We start from the raw sequence: 21,352 nt of genomic DNA, 5'->3' as shown, positions 1-21,352 counted from the left end.
TTACATTGAGATGTTTTATAACCCAAGGCGCCGGCACGGCACGAGTGGTGACCTGTCACCGGTCGAGTACGAAAAGCGTCATTACCAGAGTCTGGCGAGTGTCTAGAATACTGGGGGCGATTCACATGGCTAATCTGTTTTTATCTCTTATACATGCATGCTGGCATGTATGTTGAATGGAAGATTCGTACCAGTTGCCGCAGTGGGTGCGGCCAGAATCATTGGAGTATCAGCATGAGCCAGCAAGCTACAACCGAGCAACTCAAACAGACGCTGCAGGAAAAAGGTGTGAAGTACGCCCTTGGTGGTTATGTCGATATCCACGGCATGATCAAAGGCAAGTTTGTTCCTTTGGAGCACCTTGGGCGAATGATGAAAGGGTCTGAGTTGTTTACTGGTGCTGCACTCGATGGTGTGCCGCAGGATATAAGTGATAACGAAGTTGCGGCTATGCCTGATGCCGCGACTATGACGGTGTGCCCCTGGAACAACGAGTTAGCCTGGTTTGCCAGTGATCTGTATTTGGATGGCGCGCCCTTCGAAGCTTGTTCACGCAACATCTTGAAGCGCCAGGTAGCAAAGGCCGCCGATATGGGGTTGAAGTTCAACCTAGGTATCGAGACGGAGTTCTTTTTATTCAAGGATACTGAAGATGGCGGTTTCGAGCCGATCAGTGGCCGCGATACGCTAGCCAAGCCTTGTTACGACCCCCGTGGTTTGATGGATAACCTGCCGATCGTCGGTGAGCTGGTTGAAGCGATGAATGCCATGGGTTGGGACGTTTACTCCTTTGACCATGAAGATGCGAACGGCCAGTTTGAAACGGATTTCACCTATACCGATGCGGTCGGTATGGCAGATCGGTTGGTGTTCTTCCGTCTGATGGCGAATGAGATCGCCCGCAAACACGGTGGTTTCGCCAGCTTTATGGCCAAGCCTTCGGCAAATCGCACGGGCAGCGGTGCGCACTACAATATGTCGTTAGCGGACATCGAAACCGGCAAGAATCTGTTCGACCCTGCTAACGGAAATGATCCGCACGGCTGTGGTGTTACCGAGATGGCTTACCACTTCATCGCGGGTGTTATGAAGCACGCCAAGGCGATCAGTGCCGTCATCGCACCCACGGTGAACAGCTATAAGCGCTTGGTTCGTAAAGGCAGTATGTCTGGTTCTACCTGGGCGCCGGTCTTCGTATGCTACGGCAACAATAACCGCACCAATATGTTGCGTATTCCGTCTCAAGGCAGTCGCGTTGAGTGTCGGGCCGCCGATATTTCCTGCAACCCTTATCTCGGTGCGGCAATGATGCTGGCGGCCGGTCTTGAGGGTATCCGCGAAAGCATGGACCCTGGCGCACCGCACCGCGAGAACATGTACAACTACACCGACCAGCAGGTCCGTGAAATGGACATCGAGATGCTGCCGCAGAACCTGGGCGAGGCGGTTGAAGCTTTTGCGGCTGACCCACTGTCCAAGGCGGTTCTGGGCGAGGCAATGTTCGATAGCTTTGTCGCTTACAAGCGCCAGGAGTGGACTGAATACCACACGCATGTATCTGATTGGGAACTGGACCGCTACCTCAAGTTTTTCTGATTCTACTGGGCCGCGTGTTTAAGCGGCCCAGTTTTTGCTGTCTTCCTAAATCAAGGGCGATAACTAAAATCATCTGGAGTAGAACCATGAAAAAGTCCGTACCTTTTGCACGACGTTTCAAGCAGGTCGTTTCCGGAGCATTGATCGCTTTGGCCGCATCCACCGTTATGGTGCCGGCGGCATCGGCTGAAGAGAAGGATAGCTTCAAGCTGGCCTGGAGTATTTATGCCGGTTGGATTCCGTGGAAATACATTGATGAGTCAGGCCTGATGAAAAAATGGGCTGACAAATACGGTATTGAAGTCGAGATCGTGCAGATCAACGACTACATCGAATCCATTAACCAGTACAGCACGGGGCAGTTCGACGGCGTCGTTGCTACCAGCATGGATGCGTTGTCGATTCCAGCCGCAGGCGGTGTAGATACCACCGCGCTGATTGTAGGTGACTATTCCAACGGTAACGACGGCATAGTGATGAAAGGTAGCAGTGATCTGAAAGACCTCGAGGGTGAGCAGGTTAACCTGGTTGAGCTGTCCGTTTCGCATTACCTGTTGGCGCGCGCGCTGGACTCGGTGGGGATGAGTGAGAGCGACGTCACCGTGGTCAACACCAGTGATGCTGATATGGTTGCGGCCTTCAGTACGCCTGATGTGAAAAACGTAGTCACCTGGAATCCGCTGCTTGATGAAGTACTGAGCATGCCGGATGCCAATCGCGTGTTTGATTCCAGCCAGATTCCTGGCCATATCAAGGATCTGACTATCGTTAACAGCGAGACGCTGAGAGACAATCCGGCGCTGGGTAAGGCTTTGGTCGGCGCCTGGTTTGAGCTGATGACTGAGATGGGTACCGACAGTGAGGCTGGCCAGAAGGCGCGTGCTTTCCTCGGCGAAGCCTCGGGTACCGATCAGGCTGGGTATGAAGCGCAGTTGGCGGGCATGAAAATGTTTTGGCAACCGGCGGACGCGCTGGCTTTCATTCGCAGCCCTGAGGCGGTAGATGCGATGGATAGCGTACGTCAGTTTTCCTTCCAGAAAGGCCTGCTAGGCGAGGGTGCTGATTCGGCTGATTTTGTCGGTATCGCAATGCCGAACGACAAGACGCTGGGTGATACCGGTAATATCAAGCTGCGGTTTGATACCGAGTACATGCAGATGGCAGCTGATGGTGCTCTCTGATTTAGCCTGACTGTTACCGGTAGTCATTTCATTCATTGGCTGCCGGTAACGCCTGTTGGAACACCCATGCGCAGAACCAAAGAAGACGCGGAAAAAACCCGCCTGAAAATTATTGAAGCCGCGCTGATACTGTTCAGTCGTAATGGCTACTCGAATACCACCCTGGCGATGATTGGCACTGAAGCAGGTTACAGTCGGGGCCCTATTTATTGGCACTTCAAAAACAAGGAAGATTTGTTTCAAGCGGTGTTGGCATACTCTCAGGAACCGCTTGAGCAGTTGGTTGCGCAGGCGCGTAACGGCGAGCTACTGCCACTGGCAACCATAGAGCGCTTTGTAACGCGTTGGTTTGATTTATTGGTGGAGGACGCCTGGTTCCGACAGTCCTTTGAGATCCTGTTGAACAAGACAGAAATGACTGAAGCTGTTTCGGCCACGCTTAAGCGTGAACGCAAGCTGACACGCAGCATGATAAGCACTTTACAGGAGTTGCTTTTGGCGGCGCAGGAAGAGGGGGCTATACCGCAAGCTCAGCCTGCAGAGCAGTTGGCACTAATGGTTTATACGCAGCTTATGGGGATTACCCAGAGCTGGTTGTTTGCGCCGAGACTATTCAGCTTGAGTAAGCAACGAGGATTCTTTGCTGAGCGACTATTGGTCGCTTTGCAGCAACCATGAAAAACCCCGCCCTCGCCTCGTGGCCGAAAGGCGGGGGTTTTTGCCTACTAGTGCTTTACCGGTTCTACGATAGGAAAGTTGCCTGAAGGCACTTCCAGCATCTGCAGCAACCCGAAGAATGCACTTGGCTCGCCCGATATGGTGATTTCGCCGGCTTTGACCGCATCAGGGAACGTGGTGCGGCGCAGCAAGATCTGGTTCAGTGTTTCTCTGGTCATGACTACCGTTGCCTGTGCTGCATCGTCCTGCTCGTTTTCGCGATAAGTCAGGGTAGAGTGCTCCAGGTTCAAGCGGTAGTTTTCCTCGGTATCGCTGAGCTGCCAGTTGATCACCAAGTGCTTGCCTGCGGCCTTGTCGGCATCCAGGCGCACAGCCATCAGGTCAAAGAACATGCCGGTATCCAGCGCCTGCAGTACGTCGGGTGATAGCGAGCCTTCAGTGGCTTCGGTTGGCCCGTTGCGCAGCTCCATGGCACCGGTGAGATAGGCTCCTCGCCAGGTACCTGCTTCTGCCTGATAACCCAATTGTTCCAATGCGTCTGCGCCGAGTTCACGGGCCGCCTGATTTTCAGGTTCGGCGAACACTACCTGGTTCATCACTGACGCCACCCAGCGATACTCGCCGTTATCAAAGTCTTTGCGGGCTTGTTCGATAACCTTGTCGGCGCCGCCCATATAGGCCACGGTTTTTGCCGCGTTTTGCTCAGGCGGTAGCGGATTGAGGTTGGCTGGATTGGCGTCGTACCAGCCCATATAGCGCTGGTAGATGGCTTTGGCGTTGTGGCTCAAGGTGCCGTAGTAGCCGCGCGCGTACCATTGCTGATCAAGGCTTTCGGGCAGTTTTATTTGCTCGGCAATGTCGCCAGGCAGGTAGCCCTTGTTGATCATACGTACCGACTGGTCGTGGATGTATTTGTACATATCACGCTGGGCAGAGAGAAACTGCTTGGTTGCCTCCTGATCCCATACTGGCCAGTGGTGCTGGCCGATCAGAACATCAGTCTTGTCGCCAAAGCGCTCCAAGGCTAGATCAATATAGTGCGACCAGGCACTGGCATCGCGCACTGCCGCGCCGCGAATGGTATAGACGTTGTGCATGTGCTGGCTGGTGACTTCGCCGGTGTCCAATACCTTGAACTTGGGGAAGTACATCATCATTTCTGACTCCGCTTCCGAGCCGTGCGCCATCTGGAATTGGATTTCGATGCCATCGATGGTCAGATTGGCATTGTCTGGCACGGTATCGGTTGGCGCGATCAGCGATCGTGAGCCGTGAGAAAGGGCCTTGCCCAGGCCGGTGTCGACATGTCCGCGCTCACCAGGCGGTAATGTAGCGCCAAACTGGTAAGTGGCGCGCCGGCTCATCGCCGGGCCGGCGATGACATTTTCCGATACAGCGTGCTCCATGAAGCCTGCGGGGGCGTACACGTGCGCCTTGCCAGCCTTGACGTCAGCCTCGTCCAGCACGCCTTTAACGCCGCCCCAGTGGTCAACGTGATTATGGGTATAGAGCACAGCGACAACCGGTTTCTCTGGGCGGTTCTGGTAGTAGAGTTCGAGGCCCGCTTTAGCCGTAGAGGGCGAGAGCAGTGGATCAATGATGATCAGGCCTGTGTCACCCTCGATAATCGTCATGTTGGCCAAATCCATGCCGCGAATCTGATAAAGGCCATCGGTTACCTTGAACAGACCATGAATGTTGTTTAGCCGAGCCTGACGCCACAAGCTCGGGTTGACGGTATCCGGTGCGGCTTCTTGGTCAAGAAAGCTATAAACACTCATATCCCAGGCGACTGAGCCATCTTCGTTCGTTACTTTGCCGTCCGGCAGTTGGGCAATAAAGCCGCGCTGGGCATCAGTAAAAGCTTGCTGGTTGGCAAAGGGTAGTTGTTGCAATACCGCTTGGTTACTGGTGGCAGTGCTGGCGGTCGCAGGGTTGGTGCTAGCCTGTGTGGCAAGGCTTACGGTGGCTGCTATTGCACTAATGCAGTAGATGAAGGTGCGAGCTCGCATCGGGTGTCTCCCAGGATTTAGCTGGCGTCGTCTGGTTAGACGCGCTCTTGTTGTGATCGGAAAGAACGATTGGCGCTGACAAAACTATAGGCAGTCTTGTGCGTATCTGGCTAATGCATTTTTATTGTTATTTTGATGCTTTTTTTGCATGGGGTTGGGTGCTGAAGTGAAATTGAAGCATCGCGGGTGTACCCTTGGCGGGCAATCGCGCGTATTCAGAGTGGTTTTTATCGAAGCCGTTGCTTCGATAACCTATAATCGCGCGCTTTAAAATGTCCGGGTGCACCGGGCTTTAGACCGCTGGAGGTAACAACCGAATTGATCAAGACGCCTTACTACCTCATCGACAAGAGTAAGTTAAAGCAGAACATGGAGCGGATCGCCTACGTGCGAGAGCATTCCGGCGCCAAGGCCCTGTTGGCACTCAAATGCTTCGCCACCTGGTCCGTGTTCGACTTCATGAGTGAGTACATGGATGGCACCACTTCTTCGTCATTGAACGAGGTCAAACTGGGCCGCCTCAAATTCGGCGGTGAAACCCACGCTTACAGCGTGGCCTACGCTGACGACGAAATTGAAGAAGTCCTGAGCAATGCTGACAAGATTATCTTTAACTCGATCAGCCAGCTGACCCGTTTTAGCGACGCCTCGAAGAATACAGTGCGCGGCCTGCGCCTGAATCCTGGCGTGAGCAGCTCCGACTTCCTCATTGCCGACCCATCTCGTCCGTTCAGTCGTTTAGGTGAATGGGATGCGGAAAAAATTGCCGCTGTGCTGCCGCTGATTTCCGGTTTCATGATTCACAACAACTGCGAGAACGGTGATTTTTCTCTGTTCGATGACATGCTGGGTCAGATCGAAGAGCGTTTCGGTCATCTGTTACAGCAGGTCGAGTGGGTCAGCCTCGGTGGCGGTATTCACTTTACCGGTGACGATTATCCGGTAGACGACTTTTGTGCGCGGCTAAAGGCTTTCTCCGAGAAGTATGGTGTTCAGGTTTACCTCGAGCCAGGCGAAGCGGCGATTACGTTGAGTACGTCGCTGGAAGTTTCAGTGCTCGATACCCTCTACAACGGTAAGCAGCTAGCGGTGGTTGATAGTTCGATTGAGGCACATATGCTCGATCTGCTGATCTACCGCCAGGACGCTAAAATGGAACCCTGTGACGGCGCCCATCAGTACATGGTGTGTGGCAAGTCCTGTCTGGCCGGAGACATATTCGGCGAGTTCCAGTTTGATCGCGAGCTGAGTGTTGGCGATCGCCTCTCCTTTATCGATGCGGCCGGTTACACCATGGTCAAGAAGAACTGGTTCAACGGCGTGAATATGCCCGCCATTGCAATCAAGCAGCTTGATGGTGAAGTGGAACTGGTCCGTGAATTCGGTTTCCAGGATTACCTAGAAAGCCTCTCCTGAGGCACAACCCCAGCCTTTATCCAAGGAGGCGTTGCGAGGAAGAGTGATGAAAAAAAACGTTCTTATTGTCGGTGCCGGTGGCGTCGCTCAAGTGGTCGCGCACAAATGCGCGCAACATAATGATGTGCTGGGCGATATTCATATTGCCTCGCGGACCCTCGACAAGTGCCAGGCACTGGTCGACAGCGTGCGCGAAAAGAACAGTCTGAAAACGGCCGGTGAACTGCAGGCCCATGCGTTGGATGCGCTTGATATAGCTGCCACCAAGGCGCTGATTGACAAGACTAAATCGCAAATAGTCATCAACGTTGGTTCGGCATTCATCAATATGTCGGTCCTGCAGGCCTGTATCGAGACCGGTGCTGCCTACCTTGATACCGCCATTCATGAAGACCCGGAAAAGATCTGCGAAACGCCGCCGTGGTATGCCAACTACGAGTGGAAGCGTCGCGAGCTCTGTGCTGAAAACAAGATCACCGCCATTCTCGGCATTGGCTTTGATCCGGGCGTGGTCAACGCCTATGCCAGTATTGCGGTTAACGAATATTTCGACAGCGTAGATGAAATCGACATCATCGATATCAATGCGGGCAGCCACGGCAAGTACTTTGCGACCAATTTTGACCCGGAAATCAACTTCCGTGAATTTACCGGTCAGGTGTGGTCTTGGCAGAACAGCCAATGGACCAGCAATAAGATGTTTGAGGTCAAGCGTACCGACGACCTTCCTGTCGTGGGTATGCAGACCAGCTACATGACCGGTCACGATGAAGTGCATTCATTGTCGCAGAACCTGAACGTACCGAACGTACGTTTCTGGATGGGCTTTGGTGAACACTACATTAACGTGTTTACCGTGCTGAATAACCTGGGCTTATTGTCGGAGCAGCCAGTGACTACCGCCGAAGGGCTGGAAGTTGTGCCGCTGAAAGTGGTCAAGGCGGTATTGCCCGACCCTTCTTCGCTGGCGCCCGAATACACCGGCAAAACCTGCATCGGTGATGTGGTCAAAGGCAAAAAAGACGGTAAGCACAAGGAAGTATTTATCTACAACGTGGCGGATCATGCCGAGGCCTATGCCGAGGTGGGCAGCCAGGGTATTTCCTACACCGCTGGTGTGCCTCCGGTGGCCGCGGCCATTCTGATCGCCAATGGTGCCTGGGATGTAGAGAAAATGGTTAACGTCGAAGAGCTGGATGCCAAGCCCTTCATCAACCTGCTCAATGAGATGGGTTTGCCGACCCGTATCAAGGATGAGCAGGGTGATCGTGCGCTGAGTTTCTAAACACAGCGTCCGTCAAAAAAGGCCAGCTGAACAGCTGGCCTTTTTTTGTCAGGGTGTGGTCGTTGATTGCCCCCAGGGCGCTAGTAGTAACTCCAGCAGGGTACCGTCGGCATCCTTGGCGTAACCTACCAGCTGTCCGCTGCGGCCAACTTCCTCGGAAATCTCTGGCGTCTGAATGATGCGCTGGCCGGCATCGTCTATGGTCTGGATAAAGGCCTCTGGTGATGCTGTCGCAATCTCCAGTTTCACTGGATTGTCGTTATAGTTGCGGACTGAGCCGTTGGTCCAGTTCATCAGCACCAAGGCTGAGCCGCCATAACCCTGCAGGATGTACTCGTTGTACTGGCCGGCAATGGGCAAGAATAGCGATACCTTGAAGCCGAGCGTGTCGGCGTAGAATGCCTTGGCAGCAGCGAGATCGCTCACGCCGATACCGAAGGCACCAAAGTAGGAATCGGTGGCGGCAGCGTCGCCAACGATCTCGATCAGGTTATTGTCCAGATCACGACCAAAACCGACTACCGCATTGCCGAGCGCAGGGCCCTGATCCACAGGCTCAACCAGAACAACGCCACCGGCATCGCGGATATCCTGCGCAAACGCCGTCGGGTCTTTGGCGTAGAACACCAGCTTGCCCGGATTCTGGCGGTAGTTGCGAGTCACACCGTCGGTAAAGCCCATGAGAATGACCTGCGAGCCACGGCCATCGGCGGATTCCAGCACTACTTCCTCGCGGTTTTCGCGGGTACGCCGCTCAATCTCGCGCATGCCCAGCCCTTCAAGATAGAAAGCAAGCGAATCATCCAGACTGCTGACGCCGATCGCGGCGCCGCTCAGGTACGCGCGAAGCGACTGGCGGATTTCCAGCAATGTGCCGTCGGCATCAGTTGCATAGCCAACCAGCGCGCCCTTCAGGTCCGCATCTGTGGACGCCGCCGGCTCCAGGCTGACGGTTTCGCCAGCCTCGGTAATGGCATCGCTCAGGCGTTGCGGCTGAGCGCTGGCCAGCTCCAGCTTGACCGGGTTGTCGATGTAGTTGCGTGGGGTGGCATTGGTCCAGTGCATGAGCACCATTGCCGAGCTGCCCGGAACCGGTGAGGTCAAAATGTACTCGTCGTATTGACCGGGTATTGAGAGAAACTGGCTTTCGAGGAAGCCGAGTGTATCAACATAGAAGTTGCGCGCGCTTTCCAGGTCCGAGACGCCGATACCGAACGCGCCGAAGTAGGAGTCCTGGGCCGTTTCACTGCCGGTGATCTCAATCAGGTTATTGTTCTGGTCACGACCGAAGCCAACAACAATGCCGCCAACGCTGGCTTGTGGGGCGGGTGGCACTGTTATGCGCCCGCCGGCCAAGACAAAACGGCTGGCAAAGGCGCTCGGGTCTTTGGCATAGAACACCAGTTTGCCTGGATTCTGCAGAGTATTGCGGCCAAGGTCGTCGGTGTAACTCATCAGAACGATATATGAACCGCGCTTGTCGGCGGACTCCAACACAACCTCAATCCGGTCGTCCCGGGTGACGCGCTCAACTTCGCTCATGCCCAGGCCTTCGGTATAGACCTGTAGAGCGGCATCCAGATCAGCAACACCGATAGCGGCGGCCCTTAAGTAGATGCTGTTTTGGCGGTTATCGGCAGACGAGGGAGGGCTATTCTCACTGGCTGAGTCATTACCCCCTCCGCTGCTTAAACAGCCAGATAGCAATAGTGCGAGCAAGCCAAGGCTTAGCCTGGAGCGGAGGCGGGTGGTAACTGTCATGGGTATACCTTTTTATTGTCGTTATAGTTGCTGTCGTTCACAGCGTAGCGGCTTATATAGTGAATGAATGTTCGTTCATTTTGCAAGTATTCTGAATCAGCCACCAGTGCAAACCAGCGAGCTGCGGGTAAGAGGGCGGCCTGTGGTTGGTCTCGCCGCAAGTAGATGGGGTATGATCCGGCAACGCCATTTTCGGCAAACCGGCCAGCAAAGGTAGTCGCGCCATGAGTTCTCCACTGTCTGCAGTCCCCATGTCCGAGCGGTTGGCGGGTGTGGCTGATATTGAGTGTGTAACGCCTGATTTGAATGGTGTCCCGCGGGGCAAAGTGATGACAGTGGAGGGCTTTCTCAGCGAGCGTCGCCTGCAGCTAGCGCGCGGCGTGCTGCTGCAGTGCATCATGGGTGGCTATCCTGAGGCCGAGTTTTACGGACATGACGATGGTGACCTGGTGCTGTGTCCGGATGCCGACCAGGTGCATGTGTTGCCCTGGCTGGATCAGACCCGCGCACTGGCGATTTGCGAGGCGGTCGAGCTGGATGGTCAGCTATCCGGCCTGTCTACCCGCGCGCTGTTGCGCCGGGTGGTCAACCAGTACGCCGAGCGCGGCTGGACCCCGGTGGTGGCGACCGAATTGGAGTTCTTTTTGTTTGAGCCCAACCGTGACGATACCCAGGCGTTTCAGCCACCGGTCGGGCTGGATGGTCGCCGCGAGGTGGGGGCGGGCGCCTTTAGTGTCAGCACCAGCAACGGCCTGAAGCCTTTCTTTGACGAGATCAGCGCCGGTATGGCGGCACTGGGTATTCCGCGTGACACCTTTATGCACGAGATGGGCGTCAGTCAGTTCGAGATCAACTTTGTGCACGGTGATCCGGTGCTGATTGCCGATCAGACCTTTCTGTTTAAGCACATGTTGCACGAAGTGGCGCTCAAGCACGGGCTGATTGCTGTGTGCATGGCCAAACCGCTTGCGCGGGTTCCCGGCTGCTCGATGCATATTCACCAGAGCATTGTTGACCAGCACAGCGGGCAGAATATTTTTACTGACGCAGCCACGCAGGAGCCAACCGCCGCTTTCAACCATTTCATCGGTGGTTTGCAGCACTGCATGGCTGAACTGACACTGTTGATGGCGCCTTACGTTAACTCCTATCAGCGCTTCTGCCATGCCTACGCTTCACCCAACAATCTCTGCTGGTCGCACGACAATCGCGCCGCTGGTTTGCGTATTCCGGCCAGCGAGCCGGTCGCGCGCAGAGTCGAGAACCGTTTGCCTGGTGCCGACGCTAATCCTTATCTCGCCGTTGCGGCATCGCTCGCGGCCGGGCTATATGGGATAGATCATGCTTGTGATCCGAGCGCGCCAGCGCAGGGCGAGTTCACGGCGCCTGATGAGTTGGTACTGCCTAATACACTGCACGAGGCCATCAACCGTCTGGATCGCAGCGAAGTCGCCCGCGAGCTATTGGGTGCCGAATTCGTCAACGGTTACCTGGCCACCAAGCGCATGGAGCTGGAAAGCTTCATGGATGAGATAACGCCCTGGGAAAGGCGCTACCTGGGTAGCCAGGTATAACCGGCAGATAAACTGATTGTTATGCCCTGCGACTGGCTTTGTCGCAGGGCTATGTCAGACTGCCGTCGTTTCCCCCCCGCTGACAGGAGCCGCCATGCAGGACGCCGACACGCTCGCCCCCGGTTTGATGATCATCCATGGCAATCGCCTGGAAACCCTGCGTGAGCTGGTGGTCGACTGGATGCGCACGCATCCCCTCGGGCCGCTGGAGAATGAAGTGATACTGGTGCAAAGCAACGGTATCGCCCAGTGGCTGCAGATGGCACTCGCGGCCGATACGGACCAGGGCGGCAGCGGCATTGCCGCCGCCCTGGATGTGCAACTGCCGGCGCGTTTTCTGTGGGACAGCTACCGGGGCGTGCTGGGCCGCGATGCGGTGCCAGAGCAGTCGCCGCTCGACAAACAACCGCTGCTGTGGCGGTTGATGCGACTCCTGCCAGAGCTACTTGAGCAGCCCGAATTCGTTCCGCTGAAACGCTTTCTGGCCGATGACAGCGACTGCCGCAAGCGCTATCAGTTGGCCGAACGGCTGGCTGATCTGTTTGACCAATATCAGGTTTATCGTGCCGACTGGCTGAATGACTGGGCCGCGGGCGAGGACCGTATTGGCCTGGCGCGTGAGGGATTTCGTCAACTGGAAGCCGAAGAAGTCTGGCAGCCGGCGCTGTGGCGCGCGGTGTTGGCCGATGTAGGGATCGAGCGGCTGAGTGATAGCCGTGCCGGTATTCACCCGCGCTTCGTTGAGTACCTGTTGAATACCGAGCAGCGCCCGGCGAGCCTGCCGCGCCGGGTGATTGTATTTGGTATTTCATCGTTGCCGGCCCAGACACTGGAGGCGTTGGCGGTGATCGGACGCTTCAGTCAGGTACTGCTGGGCGTACTTAACCCCTGCCAGTTCCACTGGGGCGATATCGTTGCCGATCAGGATCTGTTGCGACACCAGTATCGTCGCCAGCAACGCCGCCCTGGCGCGCCGGTTCAGCTCGACGACAGCACCCTGCACCAGCATGCGCACCCGCTGCTGGCGGCCTGGGGTAAGCAAGGTCGCGACTACATCAATCTACTGGATCAGCATGATGAACGCGCCGCCTACGAGGCACGCTTTGCCGCTATCAATGGTGGCCGCGTAGACCTGTTTGATGAGCCGCAGGGCAGTCATCTGCTGGCGCAACTGCAGAGCGACATTCTTGAGCTGCGCCCACTCACTGAAACCCGTGAGCACTGGCCAGCACTGCAGGCCGAGCAGGACCATTCGCTGCGCTTTCACCTTGCCCACAGCCCGCAGCGCGAAGTGGAAATCCTGCATGATCAATTGCTCGACGCCTTCGCCAACGATCCGACGTTGAAGCCGCGCGACATTATCGTAATGGTGCCAGACGTAAATACCTATGCGCCGCATATCCAGGCGGTATTCGGCCAGTACAGCCCTGATGATCCGCGCGCCATTCCCTATACCCTAGCCGATCAGGGCCAGCGGGGTCAGGAGCCGCTGCTGATTGCGTTGGAGCATTTACTGCGCCTGCCGGACAGTCGTCTGCCAGTCAGCGAAGTCTTTGATTTGCTGGACGTGCCGGCCTTGCGTAACCGCTTCGAGCTGAATGAGCTTGAGTTGCCTACCTTGCACCGCTGGATTGAGGGCGCCGGGGTGCGCTGGGGATTGGATCAGCAGCGTCGCGAAGCACTGGGTATGCCGGCTGGCCTGGAAGCCAACAGTTGGCGCTTCGGATTACGCCGCATGTTGCTCGGTTACGCTGGTGGGGGGACGACTGCCTGGCAGGGTATCGAGCCCTATGACGAAATCGGCGGGCTGGACGCTGCGTTGATTGGACCGTTGAGTCAGCTGTTGCAGCGTCTGGATGAGTACGAGCAGCAGCTACGCCAGCCCGCCGCGCCGGTGGTCTGGGGGCAGCGTCTGCGGCAGTTGCTGGAAGACTTTTTTAGCGTCGATACCGAGCGTGATCAGCTGCTGCTGGCGCAATTGCACGAGAGCCTTGCCAACTGGCTGGAGCTATGTGAGGCGGTCAAGCTGGATAGTCCACTGCCGCTCAATGTGGTAGTCGAGGCCTGGTTGGACGGCGCAGGCCAGTCGCAGCTCAGCCAGCGCTTTTTGGCCGGCGCGGTGAATGTATGCACCCTGATGCCGATGCGCGCGATTCCGTTCAAACGGATTTGTCTATTGGGTATGAACGACGGTGATTACCCACGGGCGCAGCCGCCACTGGACTTTGACTTGATGGGGCGCGACTACCGCCCCGGTGATCGCTCGCGCCGCGAGGATGACCGCTACCTGCTGCTTGAAGCGCTGCTGTCGGCTCGTGATGGGCTGTATATCAGTTGGGTCGGGCGTAGCATCCGCGACAACAGCGAACGTCCGCCGTCGGTACTGGTCGGTCAGTTGCGTGACCATCTGGCGGCCGGGTGGTGTTTGCCCGATGGCGGAGACTTGCTTGCGGCCCTGACCACCGAACACCCTCTGCAGCCATTCAGTCGACGTTATTTTTCTGCCGACTCGGCGTTGTTTAGCTATGCCCGCGAGTGGCGTCAGCTGCACAACTCCCGTGCTGGCGATGATGAAGACCAGCCGCTGGCACCGGCCACGCTGGAAGCGCCCATCGAGCTGCTGGCGCTGCAGCGCTTTCTGCGTAACCCGGTTGAGCACTTTTTTGCCGCCCGGCTGAAGGTCTGGCTGCAGGAGCAGCACAGCACCAGCGAAGACGACGAACCCTTTGCACTCGACGGCCTGCAACGGCACCAGCTCAGCCAGTGGCTGCTGGAACAGGTGCAGCAGGGCGATTTGCAGGATGACTGGCAGGCCCTGCTGCTTGAGCAGGCCAGCCGCCTGCAGCAGCGCGGCAGCCTGCCGCTGGCAGGTTTCGGTGAGCTGACCCTGGCGCAACTGGTTGCGCCCCTGGGCGGACAGCTTGAGCGCTTCCGTGAGCAACTGCTGTTGTGGGATCAGCCGCTGGAAAATCCGTTGCTGCTGCAGGCGGTGGCGAGCACACCGGACGCTACTATCGAAGTGGTCAGCTGGCTTGCCGGCGTGCGCCGTTGTGCTCCGTTGGACGGCCTGATGAGGGTCCAGCTGGTCACCGGCAGCCTGCTCGGTAAAAAGGGCGCGTTGCGCTGGCGCAAGTTGCTGGGCGAGTTGTGCCAGCACGTGCTGGCTGCGGCCTCTGGTCACCGGCTCACGACCTGTCTGATCGGCGCTGATGCCAGCATTCAGCTGCTGCCGCTGGAGCAGGAACGCGCCGCCAGTATCGTGCGCGATTGGTTGCTGGGGTATCTGCACGGCCTGAGCCGACCGTTGCCGGTCGCTGTGGAAACCGCCTTCGCCTGGCTGACCGAGGGCAAGGACGAAAAGCGCCTCGGTGCCGCGCGGCTCTGCTACCAGGGCAACGACTTCAGTCGCGGCGAGGTCGACGGCAGCCCGGCGCTGCAACGCAGCTATCCCGACTTTGCCAGCCTGCAGGCGAACGACGAGTTTATCGGTTGGGCACAGTCCCTCTATCATCCGCTGGCGCAGGCGATTGAGGATGAATGGTTGATGATTACCCCGGCCGGGGAGGACCAAGCATGAGCAACCAACGCCCTCTGGCCCTGCGCTGCCCGCTGCGTGGCAGTCGCCTGATTGAAGCCAGTGCCGGTACCGGCAAGACTTTCACCATCTCGGCGCTTTATCTGCGGCTGGTGCTGGGGCATGGCGAGGGCGACAGTGCCTTCAGCCGTGAACTGCTGCCGCCGGACGTGCTGGTGGTGACCTTTACCGAGGCCGCGACCCAGGAACTGCGCGACCGTATCCGTGCGCGGCTGGTAGAGGGCGCACAGGCGTTCCGTGGTGAACTGACTGAACCGGACCCGATTCTCGCCGGCCTGCTGGCGGATATCCCTGAAGCCGAGCACGCCAGCGCCGCGCGTAAGCTGGATATCGCCGCCCAGTGGATGGATCAAGCCGCGGTATCGACCATTCACAGCTGGTGTCAGCGCATGCTGCGCGAGCATGCCTTTGACAGCGGCAGCCTGTTTACCCAAACGCTGGAAACCGACCAACGTGATCTGCTGGCCGAGGTCGCGCGTGATTACTGGCGGTTGCATTGCTATCACCTGCACGGCAGTGCGCTGGCCTGGGTGCAGTCCGGTTGGGGCCAGCCGGACGCGTTGCTGGCGCAGGCGCGCCGGTTGTTCGACCCGACAGCCGCTGCGCCAGCTACCGAACTGCAGGCGTTGCTGGAGCAGGTGCTCAACCAGCGTGATGCCGAACTGGCCGCGCTCAAGGTGCCCTGTGTGCAGTGGGCCGATGAGCTGGAAGCGTTGCTGGATCAGGCGGTCGAGCAGGGCGTGGTCGACAAGCGCAAGATTCAGAAGCGCTACTACGCGCCCTGGTTTGAGACCCTGCGCCAATGGGCGCTGACGCCGGAACAGATAAAGCTTGAACTGCCGCCGGCGGCCTGGGCCCGGCTCAGCGAAGACGGCCTCGGCGAGGCCTGGAAGAAGGGCGCTGTACCCGATCACCCGGCGTTGCGCGGCTTGCCGCAACTGCGCGAGGCGCTGGCTGCGCTGCCTAACCCGGACAGCGATGCTCTGCGCCATGCGGCGGACTGGATGTCGGTGCGCTTTGAGGCGGAAAAGCGCCGCCGTGCGCAAATGGGCTTCGATGACATGCTGACCCGGCTCGATGCGGCGCTGCAGGGCCCCAATGGCGACCGGCTGGCCGAGGTTATCCGTCTGCAGTTTCCGGTCGCGCTGATCGACGAGTTTCAGGATACCGACCCGCTGCAGTACCGCATTTTCGATCGCATCTACCGGGTAGCGGAAAACGATCAGGACTGTGCGCTGTTGCTGATTGGCGACCCCAAGCAGGCGATCTACGCCTTCCGCGGGGCGGATATTCATACCTACCTGCGCGCCCGTGGCGACACCGCCGGGCGGCACGAGAATCTGGATACAAACTTCCGCTCTAGCCAGGCGATGGTCACGGCGGTCAATCGGGTCTTCGAGCAGGCCGAGCAGAACTTCGCCGCTGGCGCCTTTCTGTTTCGCAAGGGTGATGACAACCCCATGCCGTTTCTGCCGGTGCAGGCGCGCGGGCGAAAGGAGGTCTGGTGTTGCAACGGTGAGCCCGCGCCGGCCTTGACCGCCTGGTTGCTGGAATCGGAAGAGCCATTGACTGGCGATGTCTACCGACGGGAGATGGCCGAGCGCTGTGCCAGCGAGATGACCGCGCTGCTGCAGGCAGGCCAGCAGGGCAGCGCCGGGTTTGCCCGCAGCGACCAGCCGCTTGCGCCGGTGCGCCCGGCAGACATGGCGGTGCTGGTGCGGACCGGTCGCGAGGCGCAGCTGATTCGTGATGCGCTGGCCGCCCGCGGCGTGCGCAGTGTGTATCTGTCCGACAAGGACTCGGTGCTGGCAACCCAACAGGCGCAGGATGTGTTGCGCTGGTTGCGCGCCTGTGCCGAGCCCGGAAACGACCGCCTGCTGCGCGCGGCGCTGGCCAGCCACAGCCTGCACCTCAACTGGCAGGCGCTGGAACAGTTGAATCAGGACGAGCGCCTGTGGGAGCAGCGGGTCGATCAGTTCCGTGATTACCGGCGCATCTGGCAGCGCCAGGGTGTGCTGCCGATGCTGCACCGCCTGCTGCACGACTTTGAACTGCCGGCACGGCTGCAACAGCAGGACGATGGCGAGCGCGCGCTGACCAATCTGCTGCATCTGGCCGAGCTGTTGCAGCGCGCCGCCCGCGAGCTGGATGGCGAGCAGGCGCTGATTCGCCACCTGGCAGAGCTGATTCGGCAGGCGGACGAGGGGGCTGCGGATGAGCAGGTGCTGCGGCTGGAAAGCGACGCCGAGCTGGTCAAGGTGGTGACCATCCACAAGTCCAAGGGCCTGGAGTACCCGCTGGTGTTCCTGCCCTTTATCTGCCTGAGCCGTCCGGTGCGGGCGGATCAGCCGCTGCGTCTGAGCGACGGCTGGGTATTGAAGCCGAACACCGATCAGGTGGCCGAGGCTGACCGCGAGCGGCTTGGTGAAGATCTGCGCTTGCTCTATGTGGCGCTGACCCGCGCGCGTCACGCCTGCTGGCTGGGCATGGCTGACCTCAAGAGCGGCAACAACAAGCAATCGGTGCTGCACCACAGCGCGATTGCCTGGCTGCTGGGCGGTGGCGCGGCGCTGGAATCATCTATTCAACTGAAAGACTGGCTGACCCGCTGGCAGCCGGACGGCGAGGTAATTGCGCTGCAGGCAGCGCCGGAGCCGCGTGATGATCGACTGCCACTGCTGGATGATGGCCCGGCATTGGTCGATGCTCGCAGCCCGGCACACGGTCGCTTCGATGCATGGTGGATCGGCTCCTACAGTGCGCTGGCGCTCAGCGGCGAGAGTGCCGACAGCGCGCTGGCAGAATGGATTGCCGACGACGAGCGCCAGAGCCGCTTTGTGCCGCTGCGTCGTGGCGAGCAGCCGAGCATTCACCGGTTCCCCCGTGGCCCGCAGCCCGGCACCTTTTTGCACGGTCTGCTGGAGCTGACGGCGCAGGAAGGCTTCGGAGCGCTGCAGGATGCCGAGCGTTGCCGCCGCTGGCTGGCACCGCGCTGCCAGCGCCGTGGCTGGGGAGAGTGGAGTGAGTGCCTGAGCGACTGGCTGGGGCAATTGCTGCAGCGCCCGGGGCTGGTGCCGGGTACCGAGCTGGCGCTGGGTGAGCTGCCGCCGTCGCGTTACCAGAGCGAAATGGCCTTTATGTTTGCCGCCAGCAAGGTCGACGTGCAGCAGATCGATCGGCTGGTCACGGCGATGACGCTGGACGGGCAGCCGCGTCCGGCGCTGCAGCGTGACCGCTTGAACGGCCTGTTCAAGGGCTATATCGACCTGGTGCTGGAGCACGAGGGGCGCTATTACGTGCTCGACTACAAGTCCAACTGGCTGGGTGCAACGGCGGCCGATTACAGCGAGGCGGCCATGAGCCGTGCGCTGCTGGAGCACCGCTACGACCTGCAATACGTGTTCTACCTGCTGGCGCTGCACCGCCAGTTGCAGGCGCGGCTGCCGGACTACGATTACGACCGTCATATCGGCGGCGCGCTTTACTGGTTCATGCGGGGTGTGGACGCGGAAAACGGCGGCCTCTGCCATCAGCGCCCGCCGCGCGAGCTGATTGAAACGCTGGACCGCCTGTTCGCCGGCCAGCCGGTCGAGGAGATTGACCATGCAGGGTGATCAACTGGACCTGCTGGGCGCGCTGCCCGTATCCGCAACGCAGCTGGACAGCAGCGACGCGCTGCTGCAGCTGCTGGACGACTGGCTAGCCAACGGCTGGCTGCGGGCGCTGGACCGGGCCTTCGCCGGGTTTCTGCTGGAGCAGGCGCCGGAAACCAGCCCGGCAGTGCTGCTGGCGGCGGCGCTGGTCAGCCACCAGTTGGGCCATGGGCATGTTTGCCTCGATCTGGCGACTACGCTGGCCGAGCCGGACTTTGCCCTGTCGCTGCCGCCGGAAGGGGAGAGCCTGATCGATACGCCGCTGCCGTCGGCGGTACTGGCGGGCGTTACGCTGGACAGCTGGCGTGCGGCGTTGCAGGCGAGTCGGGTGGTAGACAGCCAGCAACCGGAGCAGGGCAGTTGCCCGCTGGTGCTGATTGGCTCGCGGCTGTATCTACGGCGCTATTGGCAATACGAGCGGCAGGTAGTGGAAGGGCTGCGTGCACGCCTGCAGCCGATGCCCGTATCGGATGACTTGCCCTCACGACTGCAGGCGCTGTTTGCCGACAGTCAGCAGCAGCCGGACTGGCAGCTCATCGCCTGCGCGCTCGCGGCGCGTGGGCGTTTCAGCATTATTACCGGTGGCCCCGGTACCGGTAAAACCACCACCGTTGTGCGGCTGCTGGCACTGTTGCAGACGCCAGCCGTCGAGCGTGGCCAAGCGCTGCGTATTCGCCTCGCCGCACCTACCGGCAAGGCCGCTGCGCGCCTGACCGAGTCCATCGGCAAGCAAGTGGGGCAGTTGCCGGTCGATGACGCGGTGAAAGACGCCATCCCGACCGAGGTCAGCACGCTGCACCGCCTGCTCGGCAGCCTGCCGGACAGCCGCCACTTCCGCCATCACGCGGGTAACCCGCTGGCGCTGGATGTGCTGGTGGTGGACGAGGCCTCGATGATCGATCTGGAAATGATGGCCAACGTGCTGGCCGCGCTGCCGCCGCAGGCGCGACTGGTATTGCTAGGTGACAAGGATCAGCTCGCCTCGGTGGAAGCCGGGGCCGTGCTGGGCGACCTGTGCCGCGACGCGGACGCCGGTTATTACAGCAAGCAGACCCGTGATTGGCTGGAGCAGGTCAGTGGCCAGTCGCTGGCAGCGGCGCAGTTGCACATCGGAGACGACAGCCAGCACGCGCTGGCGCAGCAAACCGCTATGCTCCGTCACTCCCATCGCTTTGGTGCAGACAGCGGTATTGGCGAGCTGGCCCGCGCTGTCAATCGCTGCGCTGCCGATCAGGCGCGCGAGCTACTTACACGGGGCCATTTCACCGATATTCGCAGCCAGCGCTTGTCTGGCCCCAGTGATCCCTGCTTTGCCGCGCTGGCGCTGGGCAGTGACAGCGACACCGGGTTGCCGGGCTACGCTGCATACCTGCAGGTGCTGGATCAGCAGCGCCCGGCCTCATCGACAGCTGCCCTTGATCCGCTCTGGCAAGACTGGGCGCGCGCGGTGCTTAAGACATTTGATCGCTTTCAGTTGCTCTGCGCCGTGCGGCGTGGCGAGTGGGGGGTAGAAGCGGTCAATCAGCGGGTTGCTGCGTTATTGCAGCGGCGCGGCTTGCTGCGCAGCGAGCAGCTCTGGTACGAAGGTCGTCCGGTACTGGTGACGCGCAACGATTACAGTCTGGGTTTGATGAACGGCGACATAGGTATCGCCCTGCGGATTCGCGAGCCGGCCCTGATCGCGGGGCAGGCTGAAACCGATGCATTGCGCGTGGCGTTTGCGCGTAACGATGGGAGCGGCAACATTCGCTTTGTTCTGCCCAGTCGTCTGCCCGAAGTTGAAACCGTGTTTGCGATGACGGTACATAAAAGCCAGGGGTCGGAGTTCGAACACGCGGTACTGGTATTGCCGGAGGCGCGCAATCCGGTACTGACCAAGGAGCTGGTTTACACCGCGATTACCCGAGCCAGCCGTCAGTTTACCTTGCTGGAAAGCCGCCCCGGTGTGTTCGAGGCGGCCGTGCAAACGCCGGTACGGCGGATCAGCGGACTGGACTTGAGCCCCGGTCCAGACTGATCACATTTCGCTCATTACATGCCGTTCATTACATTACGTTCATAAAATCGGCCGGCGGGCTACGATGACGCTCGTGCAGTGCTTGCATAGCGCTCGCATATAACAGTGCCGGTTTGTGTGCCAGCTCGCGGCGGCCCGCGTAAAGGAATAGGTTCTTGACTGCCGGGCAGGCCATGCCGTGCCATTCCGGGGTGATCACCACCACTGCCTGTGCCGCATTTAGCGTGTCGACCATCCCCTGCCAGGGATTATTTGGCGACTCCTCGGGCCATAGCGGCAGCGGCGTGGCGGCCAGGTCAATTATGTCGGTTTCAGCGCCAAGGTGCTGCAGGCGCCCCGCCAGGCAAAGTGCTACGCGGCTGCTCTGGGCGTCAGGGCGATTGGAGCCGGCAATCAGGACAATGCGCGTGCTCATGAAGAAGCCTTGCTTGGCTGGGCTGCCGGCTTTTTGCTGCGGTTAGGTTTGCGAACCAGCGGCTTACTTGCATGCGCGCAAGCGTTGGACGGCAGCGCTATAGCGCAGGCTTTTGGATCGGTTAGTTTGACTATGCCTATGCCTATGCGGTAGAGCGGCTACTACAAGA

At 59.2% G+C, this 21,352-nt stretch carries 12 protein-coding genes; 9 read left to right on the top strand and 3 right to left on the bottom strand.

All coding sequences use genetic code 11. The features are described 5' to 3' along the window. The first annotated feature begins 234 nt into the window (after positions 1-234). From glnT to H4J77_RS13485, 3 genes are all read left to right on the top strand, one after another. Positions 235-1,596 carry a type III glutamate--ammonia ligase gene (gene glnT / locus H4J77_RS13495; RefSeq protein WP_123890505.1) on the top strand — a complete coding sequence of 454 codons (1,362 nt, stop codon included), beginning with the start codon at positions 235-237 and terminating at the stop codon, positions 1,594-1,596. Positions 1,597-1,763: 167 nt separating this feature from the next. Further along, positions 1,764-2,777: a putative urea ABC transporter substrate-binding protein gene (locus tag H4J77_RS13490; RefSeq protein WP_235869752.1), complete on the top strand. Its 1,014-nt coding sequence runs from the start codon at positions 1,764-1,766 to the stop codon at positions 2,775-2,777. 66 nt (positions 2,778-2,843) lie between these two features. Continuing rightward, a complete protein-coding gene (locus H4J77_RS13485) occupies positions 2,844-3,455 on the top strand; it encodes a TetR family transcriptional regulator (RefSeq protein WP_182248857.1) in 612 nt (203 codons plus the stop codon). Between the two features lie 47 nt (positions 3,456-3,502). On the opposite strand, the gene H4J77_RS13480 is transcribed toward H4J77_RS13485, so the two are convergent. Further along, on the bottom strand, positions 3,503-5,467 hold the full coding sequence (locus H4J77_RS13480; protein WP_182248855.1) for an alkyl/aryl-sulfatase: 1,965 nt from the start codon (positions 5,465-5,467) through the stop codon (positions 3,503-3,505). A gap of 318 nt (positions 5,468-5,785) precedes the next feature. On the opposite strand from H4J77_RS13480, the gene H4J77_RS13475 reads away from it, so the two are divergent. Next, a complete protein-coding gene (locus H4J77_RS13475) occupies positions 5,786-6,883 on the top strand; it encodes a carboxynorspermidine decarboxylase (protein ID WP_123890501.1) in 1,098 nt (365 codons plus the stop codon). Positions 6,884-6,929: 46 nt separating this feature from the next. Continuing rightward, positions 6,930-8,168, top strand: a complete 1,239-nt coding sequence (locus H4J77_RS13470; protein ID WP_182248853.1) for a saccharopine dehydrogenase family protein — start codon at positions 6,930-6,932, stop codon at positions 8,166-8,168. Positions 8,169-8,216: 48 nt separating this feature from the next. Here H4J77_RS13470 and H4J77_RS13465 read toward each other — a convergent pair whose 3' ends face one another. Further along, positions 8,217-9,929 carry a VOC family protein gene (locus H4J77_RS13465; RefSeq protein ID WP_182248851.1) on the bottom strand — a complete coding sequence of 571 codons (1,713 nt, stop codon included), beginning with the start codon at positions 9,927-9,929 and terminating at the stop codon, positions 8,217-8,219. Between the two features lie 224 nt (positions 9,930-10,153). On the opposite strand from H4J77_RS13465, the gene H4J77_RS13460 reads away from it, so the two are divergent. The 4 genes from H4J77_RS13460 to recD all read left to right on the top strand — a co-directional run bounded on the left by H4J77_RS13460 (position 10,154) and on the right by recD (position 20,768). Further along, positions 10,154-11,503: a glutamine synthetase family protein gene (locus H4J77_RS13460; RefSeq protein ID WP_182248849.1), complete on the top strand. Its 1,350-nt coding sequence runs from the start codon at positions 10,154-10,156 to the stop codon at positions 11,501-11,503. A gap of 94 nt (positions 11,504-11,597) precedes the next feature. Beyond that, a complete protein-coding gene (gene recC, locus H4J77_RS13455; RefSeq protein ID WP_182248847.1) occupies positions 11,598-15,080 on the top strand; it encodes an exodeoxyribonuclease V subunit gamma in 3,483 nt (1,160 codons plus the stop codon). Next, positions 15,077-18,712, top strand: a complete 3,636-nt coding sequence (gene recB, locus H4J77_RS13450) for an exodeoxyribonuclease V subunit beta (protein ID WP_182248845.1) — start codon at positions 15,077-15,079, stop codon at positions 18,710-18,712. Before recC ends, recB begins: the two co-directional genes overlap by 4 nt. Continuing rightward, on the top strand, positions 18,702-20,768 hold the full coding sequence (recD, locus tag H4J77_RS13445) for an exodeoxyribonuclease V subunit alpha (protein ID WP_182248843.1): 2,067 nt from the start codon (positions 18,702-18,704) through the stop codon (positions 20,766-20,768). Before recB ends, recD begins: the two co-directional genes overlap by 11 nt. A gap of 28 nt (positions 20,769-20,796) precedes the next feature. Here the strand turns inward: recD and H4J77_RS13440 are convergent, their stop codons facing one another. Continuing rightward, entirely contained in the window at positions 20,797-21,183 is a 387-nt protein-coding gene (locus tag H4J77_RS13440; protein WP_182248840.1) for an NADPH-dependent FMN reductase, read from the bottom strand. Between the last annotated feature and the right edge of the window lie 169 nt (positions 21,184-21,352).

Origin of the sequence: Pseudomonas sp. 5Ae-yellow (assembly GCF_014077575.1) — a bacterium.
Classification (GTDB): Bacteria; Pseudomonadota; Gammaproteobacteria; order Pseudomonadales; family Pseudomonadaceae; genus Halopseudomonas; species Halopseudomonas neustonica.
Note: the sequence above shows the minus strand (reverse complement) of the source record. Positions and strands in the feature narration are given on the sequence as shown.

Coding starts and splice junctions, on each gene's coding strand:
- H4J77_RS13480 (WP_182248855.1), bottom strand. CDS start 5,467: ATGCGAGCTCGCACCTTCATCTACTGCATTAGTGCAATAGCAGCCACC.
- H4J77_RS13465 (WP_182248851.1), bottom strand. CDS start 9,929: ATGACAGTTACCACCCGCCTCCGCTCCAGGCTAAGCCTTGGCTTGCTC.
- H4J77_RS13460 (WP_182248849.1), top strand. CDS start 10,154: ATGAGTTCTCCACTGTCTGCAGTCCCCATGTCCGAGCGGTTGGCGGGT.
- recC (WP_182248847.1), top strand. CDS start 11,598: ATGCAGGACGCCGACACGCTCGCCCCCGGTTTGATGATCATCCATGGC.
- H4J77_RS13490 (WP_235869752.1), top strand. CDS start 1,764: ATGGTGCCGGCGGCATCGGCTGAAGAGAAGGATAGCTTCAAGCTGGCC.
- H4J77_RS13485 (WP_182248857.1), top strand. CDS start 2,844: ATGCGCAGAACCAAAGAAGACGCGGAAAAAACCCGCCTGAAAATTATT.
- recD (WP_182248843.1), top strand. CDS start 18,702: ATGCAGGGTGATCAACTGGACCTGCTGGGCGCGCTGCCCGTATCCGCA.
- recB (WP_182248845.1), top strand. CDS start 15,077: ATGAGCAACCAACGCCCTCTGGCCCTGCGCTGCCCGCTGCGTGGCAGT.
- glnT (WP_123890505.1), top strand. CDS start 235: ATGAGCCAGCAAGCTACAACCGAGCAACTCAAACAGACGCTGCAGGAA.
- H4J77_RS13470 (WP_182248853.1), top strand. CDS start 6,930: ATGAAAAAAAACGTTCTTATTGTCGGTGCCGGTGGCGTCGCTCAAGTG.
- H4J77_RS13440 (WP_182248840.1), bottom strand. CDS start 21,183: ATGAGCACGCGCATTGTCCTGATTGCCGGCTCCAATCGCCCTGACGCC.